General features: G+C 61.3%; 16 protein-coding genes. 5 read left to right on the plus strand and 11 right to left on the minus strand.

What is annotated here, in order from left to right; translation table 11 throughout:
* Nucleotides 1-265 precede the first annotated feature (265 nt).
* The gene (locus tag GR198_RS24170; RefSeq protein ID WP_029872972.1) at nt 266-1,015 is read left to right on the plus strand and encodes a glycoside hydrolase family 25 protein; all 750 of its coding nucleotides are present in this window, start codon (nt 266-268) and stop codon (nt 1,013-1,015) included.
* 11 nt (nt 1,016-1,026) lie between these two features.
* On the opposite strand, the gene GR198_RS24175 is transcribed toward GR198_RS24170, so the two are convergent.
* From GR198_RS24175 to radA, 4 genes are all read right to left on the minus strand, one after another.
* Complete coding sequence (locus tag GR198_RS24175; RefSeq protein WP_029872971.1) at nt 1,027-1,767, minus strand: SDR family NAD(P)-dependent oxidoreductase; 741 nt, start codon at nt 1,765-1,767, stop codon at nt 1,027-1,029.
* 78 nt (nt 1,768-1,845) lie between these two features.
* The gene (gene purF / locus GR198_RS24180; protein WP_029872970.1) at nt 1,846-3,336 is read right to left on the minus strand and encodes an amidophosphoribosyltransferase; all 1,491 of its coding nucleotides are present in this window, start codon (nt 3,334-3,336) and stop codon (nt 1,846-1,848) included.
* A gap of 148 nt (nt 3,337-3,484) precedes the next feature.
* Nucleotides 3,485-4,111, minus strand: a complete 627-nt coding sequence (locus GR198_RS24185) for a CvpA family protein (protein ID WP_029872969.1) — start codon at nt 4,109-4,111, stop codon at nt 3,485-3,487.
* 89 nt (nt 4,112-4,200) lie between these two features.
* Nucleotides 4,201-5,601, minus strand: coding sequence for a DNA repair protein RadA (gene radA / locus GR198_RS24190; protein WP_003547017.1), 1,401 nt, complete (start codon nt 5,599-5,601; stop codon nt 4,201-4,203).
* A 160-nt stretch (nt 5,602-5,761) separates the two neighbouring features.
* Between radA and GR198_RS24195 the strand changes: the two genes are divergently transcribed.
* Nucleotides 5,762-6,397: a LysE family translocator gene (locus GR198_RS24195; RefSeq protein WP_029872968.1), complete on the plus strand. Its 636-nt coding sequence runs from the start codon at nt 5,762-5,764 to the stop codon at nt 6,395-6,397.
* A gap of 121 nt (nt 6,398-6,518) precedes the next feature.
* On the opposite strand, the gene alr is transcribed toward GR198_RS24195, so the two are convergent.
* From alr to GR198_RS24230, 7 genes are all read right to left on the minus strand, one after another.
* The gene (alr, locus tag GR198_RS24200) at nt 6,519-7,688 is read right to left on the minus strand and encodes an alanine racemase (protein WP_172643820.1); all 1,170 of its coding nucleotides are present in this window, start codon (nt 7,686-7,688) and stop codon (nt 6,519-6,521) included.
* Nucleotides 7,689-7,777: 89 nt separating this feature from the next.
* Nucleotides 7,778-9,274, minus strand: a complete 1,497-nt coding sequence (locus GR198_RS24205) for a replicative DNA helicase (RefSeq protein WP_012756827.1) — start codon at nt 9,272-9,274, stop codon at nt 7,778-7,780.
* Nucleotides 9,275-9,645: 371 nt separating this feature from the next.
* Nucleotides 9,646-10,224: a 50S ribosomal protein L9 gene (gene rplI, locus GR198_RS24210; RefSeq protein ID WP_011651241.1), complete on the minus strand. Its 579-nt coding sequence runs from the start codon at nt 10,222-10,224 to the stop codon at nt 9,646-9,648.
* 22 nt (nt 10,225-10,246) lie between these two features.
* Complete coding sequence (locus GR198_RS24215) at nt 10,247-11,233, minus strand: DUF2232 domain-containing protein (RefSeq protein WP_164023025.1); 987 nt, start codon at nt 11,231-11,233, stop codon at nt 10,247-10,249.
* A 159-nt stretch (nt 11,234-11,392) separates the two neighbouring features.
* Complete coding sequence (gene rpsR, locus GR198_RS24220) at nt 11,393-11,641, minus strand: 30S ribosomal protein S18 (RefSeq protein WP_003547038.1); 249 nt, start codon at nt 11,639-11,641, stop codon at nt 11,393-11,395.
* 14 nt (nt 11,642-11,655) lie between these two features.
* Nucleotides 11,656-12,123 carry a 30S ribosomal protein S6 gene (gene rpsF / locus GR198_RS24225; RefSeq protein WP_003547040.1) on the minus strand — a complete coding sequence of 156 codons (468 nt, stop codon included), beginning with the start codon at nt 12,121-12,123 and terminating at the stop codon, nt 11,656-11,658.
* 315 nt (nt 12,124-12,438) lie between these two features.
* The gene (locus GR198_RS24230) at nt 12,439-13,482 is read right to left on the minus strand and encodes an aldo/keto reductase (RefSeq protein WP_164069711.1); all 1,044 of its coding nucleotides are present in this window, start codon (nt 13,480-13,482) and stop codon (nt 12,439-12,441) included.
* A gap of 214 nt (nt 13,483-13,696) precedes the next feature.
* On the opposite strand from GR198_RS24230, the gene fabD reads away from it, so the two are divergent.
* The 3 genes from fabD to GR198_RS24245 all read left to right on the plus strand — a co-directional run bounded on the left by fabD (nt 13,697) and on the right by GR198_RS24245 (nt 15,975).
* Nucleotides 13,697-14,641 (plus strand): ACP S-malonyltransferase, encoded by a 945-nt coding sequence (fabD, locus tag GR198_RS24235; protein ID WP_164069712.1) that lies wholly within the window; start codon nt 13,697-13,699, stop codon nt 14,639-14,641.
* 73 nt (nt 14,642-14,714) lie between these two features.
* Complete coding sequence (gene fabG / locus GR198_RS24240) at nt 14,715-15,452, plus strand: 3-oxoacyl-[acyl-carrier-protein] reductase (protein ID WP_011651245.1); 738 nt, start codon at nt 14,715-14,717, stop codon at nt 15,450-15,452.
* A gap of 286 nt (nt 15,453-15,738) precedes the next feature.
* Entirely contained in the window at nt 15,739-15,975 is a 237-nt protein-coding gene (locus GR198_RS24245; protein ID WP_003547058.1) for an acyl carrier protein, read from the plus strand.
* Nucleotides 15,976-15,978: the final 3 nt, after the last annotated feature.

Raw genomic sequence — 15,978 nt, forward strand, 5'->3', positions numbered from 1 at the left:
CGGGCCAGCGCTCGCGCTAGCGAATAATCTTCCGGCAGATAATGCAGATAACCGTTTTCATGGCGGGTTTTATGGCCCGGTTCGCGCCTCCGGTCAAGGGGGCGAAGCGCGATCCAGCGGCAACAGGATCCATCCATCCGATGAATCGATTGCAGCAACCAACGTCTTCGAAACCAGTTGGCCCGCTCTTCAAATTTGTCCGCCATTTTCGGAGCACAAATCTCGCATAGCCAGTTGAGAAACCGTTGAAAATAGGGAGGAGGGGATGCGGAGACTTGCCCGATCGACGATCGGAGCGACCGCAGTTCTGGTGGTCGCATTCGCTGCATATCTAGCATACGATTTCGGGATGCTTCGCTTCAACAATCCCTCTCTCAGCAACTATCCAATCCAAGGCATCGATGTCAGCCATCACCAGGGTGATATCGATTGGAAGGTTGTTGCCTCGCAGCCGAATGTCCGTTTCGCCTTCATGAAGGCGACCGAAGGCGGAGACCATCGGGATTCCAAGTTCGCCGACAACTGGCAGCGCGCCGGAGATGCTGGAGTGGTCAGGGGCGCTTATCATTTCTTCACCTTCTGCCGCCCGGGCAAGGATCAGGCGCAGAATGTCCTGGCGACCGTGCCGAAGGAGCAGGGAACTCTACCGATCGCCGTCGATCTGGAGTTTGTCGGCAATTGCAACAAGATCCCGACGCTCGAGGAAATTGTTGCCGAGGTGAACGCCTTTTTCACCGAGCTGAACGGCACTTTTCCGGAAAAGCCTATTTTCTACGTCACCCAGGAGTTCTTCGATCAATATCTGAAAGGCAATGAATCACGCTTCCCCGACCACTATCTGTGGCTGCGCAGCGTGTTCAGGGAGCCGAGGCAGGAAGAGTGCAGCCGTTGGTCGATCTGGCAATTTGCCGATAACGGCACCTTGGACGGCATCCAGGGACCGGTTGACCTCAATGCGCTATGCCCGTCGGAAGCGGGCCTGGCGCATCTGTTCCCCGCCGTTGCAGCGAACTGAAGCGTTCCGGCTCATTCCGGCAGCCGGTAATCGACGAGCTTATTTTCCCGGACGATGAACAGCTTGCCCGTCTCCGTCACACCAGGCCCCAGCAACGGCAGGATTGCCTTTGCGACCTCGGAGGGATGCGGCAGCGACTGCGGATCTTCTCCGGGCACCGCCTGCGCCCGCATCGCCGTGCGTGTCGCCCCCGGATCGACGCTGGTGACCCGCAGCGGGGTGCTTTGACTCTCGCCGGCCCATGTGCGCGCCAGCGCCTCGACGGCGGCCTTGGAAGCGGAATAGGCGCCCCAGAAGGGGCGGCATTTGTGGGCAGCACCCGAAGAGATGATCACCGCGCGGCCGGTATCGGAGCGGGCCAGTAGCGGGTCGACCGAGCGGATCAGCCGCCATGTTGCGGTGACGTTGATGGTCATCACCTTCTCGAACACCTTCGCTTCGATATGGCCGATCGGCGAAATGACGCCGAGCACGCCGGCATTGGCAACGAGGATGTCGAGCTTGCCCCAGCGCTCGAAGATCGAGCCGCCGAGCGCATCGATCGCGTTCATGTCGGCAAGGTCGAAGGGCACGAGTGTTGCCGTGCCACCGACGGCTTTGATCGCATCATCGAGATCCTCGAGCCCGCCGACCGTGCGTGCGCAGGCAATCACATGGGCGCCGGCTTTGGCAAGTTCCAGCGCCGTGAAATAGCCGATGCCGCGCGACGCACCGGTGACGAGTGCGATCTTGCCCTCAAGATTGATGTTCATGATGTCGTGTTCCCTCACGAAGGGAGAGGGGTGCGATGAACCCCTCGGGATGGACAATGGAAAAACCGGCGCGCCGTGTCAGCCGTTGCTGGCAAGCATCGAAATCTTGTTGCCCATGGACTCGCCGTTCTTGTCGAGCAGGCGGGTCGGATAGTCGCCGGTAAAATAATGGTCGGTGAACTGCGGCCGGGCCGGGTTGCGGTCCTCGCCGCCAACGGCGCGATAGAGGCCGTCGATCGACAGGAAGGCGAGCGAATCCGCGCCGATGTACTTCGCCATGGCTTCGACATCGGCATATTGGTTTGCCAGCAGCTTGTCTGCGTCAGGCGTGTCGATGCCGTAGAAATCCGGGAAGAAGATCATCGGGCTTGCGACGCGGACATGGACTTCGCGCGCCCCGGCTTCACGGATCATCTGGACGATCTTTAGAGACGTCGTGCCACGCACGATGGAATCATCGACCAGCACCACGCGCTTGCCTTCGATCATTGCCCGGTTGGCCGAATGCTTCAGCTTTACACCGAAGGCGCGGATCTGCTGCGTCGGCTCAATGAAGGTGCGCCCGACATAATGGTTGCGGATGATGCCGTATTCGAAGGGAATGCCGCTCTGCTGGGCATAGCCGAGCGCCGCCGGCGTGCCGCCATCCGGCACCGGCACGATCACGTCGCCATCGACGGGCGATTCCTTGGCGAGGTTCATGCCCATGCTCTTGCGCGTCGTATAGACGTTGCGGCCGCCGACGACCGAATCCGGGCGGGCGAAATAGACATATTCGAACAGGCAGAGGCGCTCCGGCTGCGGCTTGCTGGGCTTGCGCGCATCGATGCTGATCGAGCCGTCAGGCTGGATTTCACAGATGATGACTTCGCCGTTCTCAACGTCGCGGATGAACTTGGCGCCGATGATGTCGAGCGCGCAGGTCTCCGAGCAGAAGATCGGCTTGCCGTCGAATTCGCCCATGACCAGCGGGCGGATGCCGGTCGGGTCGCGCGCGGCAATCAGCTTGGTGCGCGTCATGGCGAGCATCGAATAGCCGCCTTCCATCTGGCGAATGGCGTCGATGAAGCGGTCGGACGTGGAAGCGTGGCGGGAACGGGCGATGAGGTGCAGGACGACTTCGGTATCGGAGGTCGACTGACAGATGGCGCCGGTCGCGATGATCTGGCGGCGTAGCGTCAGGCCGTTGGTGAAATTGCCGTTATGGGCAATGGCGATGCCGCCTTCTTCCAGTTCGGCAAAGAGCGGCTGCACGTTGCGCATGGCCACTTCGCCGGTTGTCGAGTAGCGGGTATGACCGATCGTTATGCTGCCGGGCAGGCGGGCGAGCGTCATCGGATTGGTATAGTGGTCGCCGACAAGGCCCATGTGGCGCTCTTGATAAAAGCGCTTGCCGTCGAAGGAGACGATGCCGGCCGCTTCCTGCCCGCGGTGCTGCAGAGCATGCAGGCCAAGAGCCGTGAGCGCGGCGGCATCGGGATGTCCCAAAATTCCGAAAACCCCGCATTCTTCATGCAGCGTATCTCCGTCGAGCGGATCGTCGGTCGGGAAGGAATGGGACTGGTTCATTTCTGCGGGCCTCTGCTCTCACAAGAATGGATCGGCATTTCCAGAAATAGCTGAGCCCGGCGGAGCTGGAATGCTCGGCCGGACCCTCATTTCAGATCCCGCTCAAATGGCGATTGCCGAATGGCGGGTCAAGCTCTTGAACACTGTGTCAATTCGCCGGCTGCTGTGCGCCGTCTGCGGGCGCGGTCGGTGCATCTTCCGCCGGAGCCTGGTCGCCCGTCGGCGGAGTGGTACCTTCGGCGCCCTGTGCCGGCGGCTGCAGCTTATCACGGATGCTTTCCGGTATCATCTGGGCAAATTGCTCCGGCAGAACCGATTTCAGCTTCACGACCATCGAATCCAGGAAAGGTTTCGACTTCGCTTCGTTGACCCAGGCCGGACGGTGGTCGGCATCGACGAGCCAGTTCCAGAAGGCGACGGCAACGACCAGGAGCAGCACGCCGCGCGCTGCCCCGAACAGGAAGCCGAGCGTGCGGTCGAGCGCGCCGACACGGCTGTCGATGATGAAATCGGCGATCTTCATCGTGATGAAGGAGATGACGATGAGCGCGATCAGGAAGACGACTGCTGCCGAACCGACGATCGCGATACGGTCGTCATCGGTGTATTTTTTCGCATAGGGCAGCAGGTACGGATAGAGATAGTAGGCAGCCGCGGCCGAACCGCCCCAGCTCGCGATCGAAAGAATCTCGCGCGAAAAGCCGCGGACCATCGCCAGCACGGCGGAGAAGAGCACGACGCCGATGACAATACCGTCGAAAATCGTAATGGGCATGTAAATTCAACTCCAGGACTGCCGCTTGGCGGCCGTGTCGTGCCTTATCGTGTGCTCCTATATCATCACCACTCTTGGCAATGAAAGGATCAAACGTCGTCTTCCACACGCAGCGCTCCCTTCGATCCGGCGATGCGCGCGACCAGATCCGGCAGGCTTGCGACTTCGCTCCAGCGCCCGCCGGAGCCCTTCGGCAATTCGGCGGAGGCAGATGGAAGCAGCGCTGCGGAAAAGCCCAGCTTCTCGGCTTCCTTGAGACGCTGGGCGGTGTGCGCAACCGGCCGGATGGCACCGGACAGGCTGACTTCGCCGAAATAGACGCAATCGGCAGGAAGGGCAATACCGGCAAGCGAGGAAACAAGCGCCGAGGCGACGGCAAGATCGGCCGCCGGTTCGGAGATGCGGTAACCGCCGGCGACGTTGAGATAGACGTCGTGCTGGCCGAGCCTGACGCCGCAATGGGCTTCCAGCACCGCCAGGATCATCGACAGCCGTGCCGAATCCCAGCCGACCACGGCGCGCCGCGGCGTGCCGAGTGAGGTTGGGGCCACCAGCGCCTGCACCTCGACGAGAATGGGACGCGTGCCCTCCATGCCGGCAAAGACGGCAGCCCCCGGCGATTTTTCGTTGCGCTCGCCGAGGAAGAGTTCCGAAGGGTTGGCGACTTCGCGTAAGCCTCTGTCGGACATTTCGAAGACGCCGATCTCGTCGGTCGGGCCGAAGCGGTTCTTGACCGTGCGCAGGATGCGGTAGTGATGGCCGCGATCGCCTTCGAAATAAAGCACGGCATCGACCATGTGCTCGACGACGCGCGGCCCGGCAATCTGTCCGTCCTTGGTCACATGCCCGACGAGCACCATGGCGGCCCCCGTCTGCTTGGCGAAACGGATCATTGCCTGAACGCCGGTGCGCACCTGCGTCACCGTCCCCGGCGCCGATTCGGCAAGTTCGCTCCACAGCGTCTGGATGGAATCGATGATGACGAGGTCCGGCCGCTTGCCCTCGGCGAGCGTCGCCAGAATATCCTCGACATTGGTTTCGGCTGCCAGCATCACATCGGTATCGGCCGCCGCAAGGCGCTGCGCCCGCAACCGGACCTGCGCCACGGCTTCTTCGCCGGAGACGTAGATGATCTTGTGGCCGCGCCGCGCAAGGGCGGCGGCTGCCTGCATCAGCAGCGTCGATTTGCCGATGCCGGGATCGCCGCCGATCAGCACCGCTGAACCGCGCACGAAACCGCCGCCGAGCGCCCGGTCAAGCTCCGACATGGCGGTATGGATGCGTGGCGCCTCCTCGATCTCGCCGGAGAGCGCCGTCAGCGCCACCGGTCGGCCCTTCTTCGGCGTCTTGCCGGGACCGGAGCCGATCCCGCCCATCGGGTCTTCCTCGACGATGGTGTTCCACTCGCCGCAGTTCTCGCATTTGCCGGCCCAGCGGTTATGAACCGTGCCGCAACTCTGGCAGATGAATTGTGTCCTGGCCTTCGCCATCAATTACTCTTTCAGTCCGGGTTCCCGAGCGAAGCGACGCGCCGCTTCACCGAATCATTGTCGTGCTTGAGATAATGGCTATCGCGAAGGATCAAAACTAATGATTTCCCCATCAGCGCACCCATGCCTATCCTTCGCTCCTCATTCGGAACGGTGGAAAATGTTTGATTATTCGTTTGCGCACTGGCTTGCATTTCTGTCGGCAGCGGTTTTGCTGAACCTCTCGCCCGGCCCCGACATCGCCTTCATCCTCGGTCACACGATGAGAAGCGGAAAACGTGCCGGTTTTTCGGCGCTGTTCGGCGTCTGGTCCGGCGCCTGCCTGCATGTGCTGATGGCAGCACTCGGCCTCTCGGCCATACTTGCCGCTTCCGCCGTCGCCTTCTCCACGGTCAAATGGATCGGCGCCGCCTATCTCGTCTGGCTCGGCATTCAGGCTTTGCGCTCCGGTGGCGGCAATGGCCTGATAAAGGCCGCCGGTGAAAGTTTGCCGGTTGCAAAAATCTATCGGCAGGGAATTCTGGTGTCGCTGCTCAATCCGAAAGTGGCGATATTCTTCCTGGCCTTCCTGCCGCAATTCGTCCTCGAAGGGGCAGGGCCGGCATGGGCGCAGCTCATGCTGCATGGCGGGCTTATCATCGTTGTCGCCGCCTTCATCGAACCGCCGCTCATCCTTCTGGGCGGGCGTCTTGCAGATGCAATCAGGCATAATCAAAAAATCGGCCTCTGGCTCGATCGCGGCCTCGGTGCGCTTTTCGTGGCGCTCGGTGTCCGTCTCGCCCTCAGCAGCCACTAGAGCATGATGCCGAAAAGCGTGAGCGGTTTTTGGACGACATCATACTCTAACTATATAATGCAGAACAGGATTCAGATTTTAGGCCGACCCGGCCTAAAATCATCCTGTTCTAGAAAGGCCACTATTCCTCGGCCACGTAGCGCCGCTCGTGGCGGAGCCCCATGCTGGTCAGGATCTCGTATCCGATCGTGCCGGATGCCCGCGCCACATCGTCCACCGGCATGTTCTTCCCGAACAGTTCGACATAATCCCCGGCGCGCACGGCATTGTCAGGCAGGTCGGTGATATCGAAGATCGTCAGGTCCATGGTGATCCGGCCGGCAACCGGAACCGTGTGTCCGGCGATGAAACCTTGCCCGCCTTGCGGCACCACTTGGCGCAGCGGCACGCCGCCGCTCGACTGGCTGCGCATGTAGCCGTCGGCATAGCCGGCCGAAGCGATCGCCAGCCGGCTTTCGCGGCGAAGCTGCAGCGCCCGCCCATAGCTGACGGTCTCGCCGGCTTCGACGCTGCGCACCTGGATGATGCGCGCTTCCGCGGTTGCGACCGGCCGCATCGGGTTCGCCATGCCGCTGACCGCTTCGCCGCCATAGAGCGCGATGCCGGGGCGGGTCAGGTCGAAGTGATAATCCTCACCGAGAAAGATGCCGGCCGAGGCGGCAAGACTTGAATCGATGCCTTCATAAGCGGCGTTAACCCTGCGGAATGATTCGAGCTGCTGCCGGTTCATCGCATGGGTGGGATCGTCCGCGCAGGCGAGGTGGCTCATGACAAGCACGGGCGCGAAGCTCGCCGGCCGTGAGACGTCGTCGGCGAGCGCGATCGCATCGTCGATATGCAGTCCGAGCCGATTGAAGCCGGTATCGACATGCAGCGCGCAGGGGTAGTCGCCGTAATCGGCAAGCACCGCCATCCAGAAGGCGAGCTGTTCGTCAGAGGAAATCACCGGCACCAGATCGTTTTCGAAGAAGCGCCGCTCGGTGCCCGGCCAGATGCCGGAGAGCACGAAGATGCGTGCCTCGGGCGCATAGAGGCGAAGCGTCACGCCCTCGTCGACGGTCGCGACGAAGAAGTCGCGCGCGCCGGCCACATAGAGCGCTTCGCCGGCATCCTCGATGCCCATGCCATAGGCATCCGCCTTGACGACCGCCGAGGCGCGCGCCGCACCGGAGCGGCGCGCCATGTCGCGCCAGTTCTCCGTCAAAGCGGTCAGGTCGACAGTCAGCCGCAGGCCGGCCGAGGCAAAATTGTCGTCTTCGGGGGCGTCGAAAAATTCGCTCATGATCCGCATCGAAAAGAGGCCGGAGAAGGATTCTCCGGCCAGTTTAAAGGTCAACTATGTCAAGGGAAAGCCCGGCGCTGCACGCAGCATCCGCGCGATCAGTGCTCTTCATATTGGGTGAAGGAGGGATCGGCGAGATCGGCAAAGCGCGTGAATTCCGCCTGGAAGGCGAGCTTCACCGTGCCTGTTGGCCCGTGGCGCTGCTTGGCGATGATGACGTCGGCCGTGCCCTTCACCTTGTCGAACAGCGCTTCCCATTCCGGATATTTCGGATCGTGGATGTCGCGCGGCTCCGAATTCTTGACGTAATATTCCTCGCGGAACACGAAGAGCACGACGTCGGCGTCCTGCTCGATCGAGCCGGATTCGCGAAGGTCGGACAGCTGCGGCCGCTTGTCGTCGCGGCTTTCGACCTGACGCGAGAGCTGCGACAGCGCGATGATCGGAACGTTGAGCTCCTTGCCGAGCGCCTTGAGGCCGGTGGTGATCTGGGTGATTTCCTGCACGCGGTTGTCGCTGGATTTGCCCGAGCCGGTCATCAGCTGAATGTAGTCGACCACAAGCACGTCGAGGCCGCGCTGGCGCTTCAGACGGCGCGCGCGGGCCGAAAGCTGGGCGATCGAGATGCCGCCGGTCTGGTCGATAAAGAGTGGCACCTTCTGCATCATCATCGAGCAGGCGACGAGCTTTTCGAAATCGGCATCGTTGATGTCGCCGCGACGGATCTTCGAGGAGGAGACTTCCGTCTGCTCGGAGATGATACGGGTGGCGAGCTGTTCGGACGACATTTCGAGCGAGTAGAAACCGACGACGCCGCCGTTCTTCGCCTTCATGCTGCCGTCCGACTGGACTTCGCCTTCGTAGGCGGCGGCGATATTGTAGGCGATGTTTGTAGCAAGCGAGGTCTTGCCCATGCCGGGGCGTCCGGCAAGCACGATCAAGTCCGACCGCTGCAGGCCGCCCATCTTGGAATCCAGCGAATGGATGCCGGTGGAAATGCCGGAAAGCCCGCCGTCACGTTCCTTGGCCACGGCCGCCATGTCGATCGCCAGCGCAACCGCATCGTTGAAGGCCTGGAAGCCGCCGTCGTAGCGGCCGTTTTCCGCCAGTTCGAAGAGGCGGCGTTCGGTATCCTCGATCTGCGACTGCGGCGGCATGTCGAGCGGCGCGTCATAGGCAATGTTGACGACGTCCTCGCCGATGGTGATCAGCGCCCGGCGCAGCGCCAGGTCGTAGATCGCCCGGCCGTAATCCTCGGCATTGATGACGGTGACGGCATTGCTGACGAGGCTCGCCAGATATTGCGAAACCGTCATGTCGCCGACCTTCTCGTCGGCCTTCAGGAAGGTCTTGATCGTCACCGGGTTGGCGATCTTGCCCATGCGGATGATATCGCCGGCAACCTCGAAAATCTTCCGGTGCAGCGGTTCATAGAGATGGATCGGCTTCAGGAAGTCCGACACCCGGTAATAGGCGTCGTTGTTCATCAGGATCGCACCCAGAAGCGCCTGCTCGGCTTCGATATTGTTGGGTGCTTCGCGGTAGTGCTGCTCCGACGGGGCAACAGCTGCAATCTTTCGAGCGGCGTCGTTCATCATCATCCGTTCTGTCTTTTCCAACTCCGGATTTGCAATTCCGGACGCGAAAATCAAGAGGCTACGAAAGGAGCGGGGGCTCGCTTCGCCTAAATCCTGAATGCTGTGCACGTTGTTCGACTTCTCCACAGTCTTGGGCGACACAAAGGAGAAATACTGGCAGTGTCACCCGCACGACACGGTATGGCGCCGACTCAGCCCATCCGCTTCGGAGAATGTTATTTTAGCGCGATGCGATAAGGCACGCAGCAAAAACATCCGGAAAATCCCCTTAAAAAAGCGAACCGATCGGCAGCTCACATCGAAGGGGTGGAAACGAAAAAGCCCGGCGCGGTGGCCGGGCTTCCCTCTCGCGGATCGCTCCGACGAAATTATGCTTCGTCTTCGTCGACGCCGTCAGCTTCCGGATCGAAGAAGTCTTCCGGACGCAGCGCGTCTTCGTCGACGCCGTAGATCGCGTCGACCGAGGTGAGTTCTTCGCCCTTGGACTGGCGCTCTGCCTCTTCGGCAGAACGGGCAACGTTCAGCTCGACGTGGATTTCGACTTCGGCATGCAGCTGCAGCTCGACCTTGTGCAGGCCGATCGACTTGATCGGCGTGTTGAGGTGGACCTGGTTGCGGCCGATGTTGAAGCCTTCGGCGCCGAGAATATCGACGACGTCACGGGCAGCAACCGAACCGTAGAGCTGGCCGGTTTCGCCGGCGGAGCGCACGACGATGAAGGACTTGCCGTCGAGAACGTCGGCGACCGTCTGGGCTTCCGACTTGCGCTCGAGGTTGCGGGCTTCAAGCGTCGCGCGCTCGGCTTCGAAGCGGGTCTTGTTGGCGGCGTTGGCGCGCAGCGCCTTGCCGAGCGGCAGCAGGTAGTTGCGCGCAAAGCCGTCGCGAACCTTTACGGTTTCGCCCATCTGGCCGAGCTTGGAGATGCGTTCGAGAAGGATGACTTGCATTTTCTTTTTCCTTTCTTGTGTCTCAGATTTTCGTATCGGATTGTTTGGAGGCATCAGCATCTTTCGTCGGGGTCAATGCGATCGCCTTGCGCGTATCGCTGAGACCGAGGACGAGGATGAGGAGAGCTGGCAGCAGCATGAGCATCGAGGCCAGATAGCAGAGGATGAGGGCCGGTATGCGCCAGTCCTTGCCACGCGTGCGGAAATGCAGGGAGGCAAAACCGGAAAGCATGAAACCGGCACCGAAGGCGCCGATCACGGTCGCGCCGACCAGTGCCGGAACGCCGCCGAAAAAGCAGGCGGCAAGCCCGGCCAGGAAGATGAAGATCGAATTGCGGTTCATCCGCAGCGACGAGGGAATGTCCTCGCGCGGGCGAAGGCCGCGGCCGGAGGCTGCAACGATGCGCACGGCGAAATAATAGGCGGCAAACAGCATGCTGACCCACATGCCGCCCTGCAAAGCCGGCAGCATCAGCAGGATCAGCGACTTGGTCTGCGCTGTGGCTGCCGGATCGGGCATGAATTCCGGCTGCTGCTGCTTGAGCGAGGTGATCAGCAGATCGACGATTGGATCGGTAATCTCAGGCCCGTAGCCGATGATCACACCGATGACGATGACGGCGAGCGTCACCAGACCGCAGAGATGCAGCAGGATATCGGAGAGCGGATACCAGGCAAGCAGATGGTCGGGGCCGCCGAGTTCGGCGGCCGGACGCGCCAGATTGGCGAGATGGCTGAGCCAACCGGCCGGCAGCAGCGTCACCATCGTCATGATCAGTGCGAAGGAAGGCGAGATCAAGATCGCGCCGAGTGCTGCGGCGCTGACGACGGCCGAGATCGCGGCGGTATTGCCCCAGCCGAGCCCGACGATCAGGATCGGCAGAGCCGAGGCCGTGTAGAGAAGCGCGCTGAAAAACGACGGCTGCATGCTCGCGCCCAGCACCAGCAGGGCGGCGGTCAATCCGGCGAGTGCGCCGATCAGCAGCGTTTTAATGTTCGGTCGTTTCAAGGTCGCTGTCCTGCTTCATCAAGCAGTTAGAGGATGTTGCTGAATCAAATTCAGAAACGTCTCAACATGGGTTTTAAGAGTTCCGATCCGCGCCCATCGCGGAAGGGAGAAGGGAAGGCACGAATGCCTTCCCTCAAGGGTATGCGCGTCGGCCGATGATCAGGCGACGACGTAGGGCAGCAGGCCGAGGAAACGGGCGCGCTTGATCGCCTGGGCGAGTTCGCGCTGCTTCTTCTGGGAAACGGCCGTGATGCGGGACGGAACGATCTTGCCGCGCTCGGAAATGTAGCGCTGCAGCAGGCGTACGTCCTTGTAGTCGATCCGCGGCGCGTTGGCGCCGGAGAACGGGCAGGTCTTTCGGCGGCGATGGAACGGGCGGCGGACCGGAGCGGAGGAAGTTTCAGACATATCTCAGATCTCCCTTATACACGGTCTTCGCGCGGACGGCGCGGACGGTCGTCGCGGTCGCCGAAGCCACCTTCACGCGGCGGACGCGGGCCACGGTCACGATCGCCGAAGCCGCCTTCACGCGGGCCACGGCCGCCTTCGCGCGGACGGTCGTCACGGTCGCGCTTCTGCATCATGGCAGACGGACCTTCTTCATGCTTCTCGACGGCGATCGTCATGTAGCGAAGAACGTCTTCGCTGATGCGCATCTGACGTTCCATTTCCTGGACGGCAGCAGCCGGTGCATCAATGTCCATCAGGGCGTAGTGCGCCTTGCGGTTTTTCTTGATGCGATAGGTGAGGGACTTGAGGCCCCAGTTCTCGATACGCCCGACCTTACCGCCATTCGCTTCGATCACACCCTTGTACTGTTCTACGAGGGCATCGACCTGCTGAGCGGAAATATCCTGCCGGGCAAGGAATACATGTTCATAAAGAGCCATGACAGCTTTGCCTTTCTTGCGTTTGGTTCAACCCGATATTCGGCGGCTAAGCCTCAACGACTGCTCCTGATTGGGCGGACCCAGGCAAGAAAGCGTTTCCGAGACGGTCGAGAGCGGAGACACGGGAGGCTGGAACGCTTCCGTTCCGAACGATTTCCAAGAGGAAACCGGCCCTCCGTTCAGCCACCAGCCAGAAGACCGGGTTAACGAACAGGGCGGCTTATACGGATTTTTTGGGCAAAGGCAAGCGCAATCGGACACCCGAACCCGATGCGGGCCAATGGTCGGCATCGGGCAGGCGCCAAACAAATATGATCAAAGCGTCAGCGGATACTGCCGGTGCACCTTGGCGATCTCCGTGAACACGTCGTCCGAAAGCGTCAGGTCGGCCGCGCCGATATCGATTTTCAACTGCTCCATCGACGTTGCGCCGATGATGACCGACGCCATGAAAGGCCTCGATCGGCAGAAGGCGAGCGCCATTGCTGCCGGGTCGATGCCGTATGTTGCGGCGATCTCCAGATAGGCTTTGGTCGCCGGCTCCTGCAGCGGCTGCAGGCGGCCGCCGATATCGTGGTTGATCGAACCGCGCGAACCTTTCGGCCTGCCGCCGTCGATATATTTGCCGGACAGGATGCCGCCGGCGAGCGGCGAATAGGCGAGCAGCCCGACATCCTCATGATGCGAGAGTTCGGCGAGATCGAGATCGAAATGGCGGTAAAGCAGATTGTATTCGTTCTGGACGCTGGCGACCCGCGGCAGGTTCTTCTGTTCGGCGAGCGTCAGGTATTTCTGTATGCCCCAGGTGGTTTCGTTGGAAAGGCCGATCGCGCGGATCTTGCCTTCCTGCACCAGCGCGCCGAGCGTTTCCAGAATGTCGAGCATATTGGCGACGGCCTTGTCGCGATCCTGGGTGAACGGATTGTAGCTCCAGTTCTGCCGGAAATGGAAATGGCCGCGGTTCGGCCAGTGGATCTGATAGAGGTCGACATAGTCCGTCTTTAGCCGCGTCAGGCTGGCCTCGAGCGCCAGGCGGATATTCTTCGCATCGGCACCTTCGCCGCCGCGCAGATAATCGCGGCCGCGGCCTGCGACCTTGGTGGCGAGCACGATATCGCCTCGCTTGCCGGTTTTCTCGAACCAGCTGCCGATATAGTCTTCCGTCCGGCCCTGTGTCGCGGCCGAAACCGGGGTGGTCGGATAAAGTTCGGCCGTATCGAAGAAGTTGACGCCCTTTTCGACGGCGTAATCCATCTGCGCATGCGCATCGGTTTCGCTGTTCTGCGAGCCCCAGGTCATGGTGCCAAGGCAAATCTCTGAAACGGAAATATCGGTGCGGCCTAATGAATTGTACTTCATGGAAAAACCTTGGGAGAGAGGTGAAAGCCTTGGGGAGGTCCGCGCAAATCTAGGCCGGATTTGGCGGAGCGCAAGAGCAAAAACCGAGCTTTTGCGCGCGCGCGAAAGGCTTTGCGGAGAATGAGCCGCCACTTGACTCTGCCGGAAAGAATGTCAATTGGAGGCAAAACAGCCTCAAGGGGCGTATTCAGTGGCGTGAGCCAGGGACACGAGAATGACCATTGCTTTCACTTTTCCCGGTCAGGGCAGTCAGGCTGTCGGCATGGGCAAGGATCTCGCCGAGAATTTCACGGAGGCCCGCGCCGTTTTCCAAGAGGTCGATGAGGCGCTCGGTGAAAAGCTTTCGGACGTCATGTTCAACGGTCCCGAGGATACGTTGACCTTGACGGCGAACGCCCAGCCGGCGCTGATGGCCGTCTCTATCGCCGTTGTCCGCGTTCTGGAGGCCAAAGGGCTGGATCTGAAGTCCAAGGTCGCCTACGTCGCCGGCCACTCGCTCGGCGAATATTCGGCACTTTGCGCCGCCGGCACCTTTTCGCTCGCCGACACCGCGCGGCTGTTGCGCATCCGCGGCAATGCCATGCAGGCGGCCGTCCCCGTCGGCGTCGGTGCCATGGCCGCGATCATCGGCCTCGAACATGCCGACGTCATTGCCGTCTGTGAGGCAGCCGCCGCCCTCGGCGCCTGCCAGATCGCCAATGACAATGGCGGCGGCCAGATCGTCATCTCGGGCGAGAAGGCAGCCGTCGAAAAGGCGGCCGCCCTTGCGACCGACAAGGGCGCCAAGCGCGCCATTCTGCTGCCGGTCTCTGCTCCCTTCCATTCCACACTGATGGCGCCTGCCGCCGACGCCATGCGCGAAGCGCTGGCAAAAGTCGCCAAGTCCGATCCCGTCGTGCCTGTCATCGCCAATGTCCGTGCCGCCCCGGTGACCGGCGCCGGTGAGATCGCCAGCCTGCTGGTCGAGCAGGTGACCGGTCAGGTCCGCTGGCGCGAGACGGTGGAATGGTTCGCCGGAAATGGCGTGACGACGCTTTATGAACTCGGTTCCGGCAAGGTGCTGACCGGCCTTGCCCGCCGCATCGACAAGACGATCAACGGCATCTCCGTCAACGGTCCGGCGGATATCGACGCGGCCGTCGCCGCCCTCATGGCCTGATTGGTATCTCCGGACACCGGATTTGGTATCCCCGGACACCGGATTTGGTGTCCCTGTTATAAGGAACGTTTCCATGCTCGATCTTTCCGGCCGCAAGGCTCTCGTCACAGGCGCATCGGGCGGCATCGGCGAGGAAATCGCCCGCCTTCTTCATAAGCAGGGCGCCATCGTCGGCCTGCATGGCACCCGCGTCGAGAAGCTGGAAGCGCTGGCCGCCGATCTCGGCGAGCGCGTCAAGATCTTCCCGGCCAACCTGTCCGACCGCGATGAGGTCAAGGCGCTCGGCCAGAAAGCCGAGGCCGACCTCGAAGGCGTCGACATCCTCGTCAACAATGCCGGCATCACCCGCGACGGCCTGTTCGTGCGCATGAGCGACGAGGACTGGGACAGCGTCATCGAAGTGAACCTGACGGCGACCTTCCGCCTGACGCGCGAATTGACGCATCCGATGATGCGCCGCCGCTATGGCCGCATCATCAATATCACCTCCGTCGTCGGCGTCACCGGCAATCCGGGCCAGGCCAATTACTGCGCCTCCAAGGCCGGCATGATCGGCTTCACCAAGTCCTTGGCGCAGGAAATTGCCACCCGCAACGTGACGGTCAATTGCGTGGCGCCCGGTTTCATCGAAAGCGCCATGACTGGCAAGCTGAACGACAAGCAGAAGGAAGCGATCATGGGGGCGATCCCGATGAAGCGCATGGGCACGGGCGGCGAGGTCGCTTCGGCGGTCGCTTACCTTGCGTCCTCCGAGGCTGCCTATATGACGGGCCAGACGCTGCACGTAAACGGCGGCATGGCGATGATCTGAAACGACAAACTGTTGGCATGGGAATATTTCCGCCAATAGCATGTTGAGCAATCACGAACCGTTGATTTTCTGGCTTTGCGGCAGACATAAAGCATGTTAAGCGGGCCATGACTGTGAACAGTCGTCCCGAGAAAGCAGACGGACCGGCGGGCTTTTTGCAAGCCTGGGACATCTCTGAAGCCGGGTTAACGAGTTTGCCGAGGATGTCTGAAAACATCGCAGGCTGAAACAGGGTAGGGGTGCCGTGATGGCATTCCGATCAGGACATAAGGTCGAGGAAACCGACATGAGCGATATCGCAGAACGCGTAAAGAAAATTGTTATTGATCATCTTGGCGTTGATGCCGACAAGGTCGTCGAGAGCGCCAGCTTTATCGACGATCTGGGCGCTGACTCGCTCGACACGGTCGAACTGGTCATGGCTTTCGAAGAAGAATTCGGCGTTGAAATTCCTGACGACGCTGCCGACTCGATCCTCACGGTCGGCGATGCAGTGAAGTTTATTGAGAAGGCCCAGGCCTGATCC

Source organism: Rhizobium leguminosarum (assembly GCF_010668065.1).
Lineage (GTDB): Bacteria > Pseudomonadota > Alphaproteobacteria > Rhizobiales > Rhizobiaceae > Rhizobium > Rhizobium leguminosarum_S.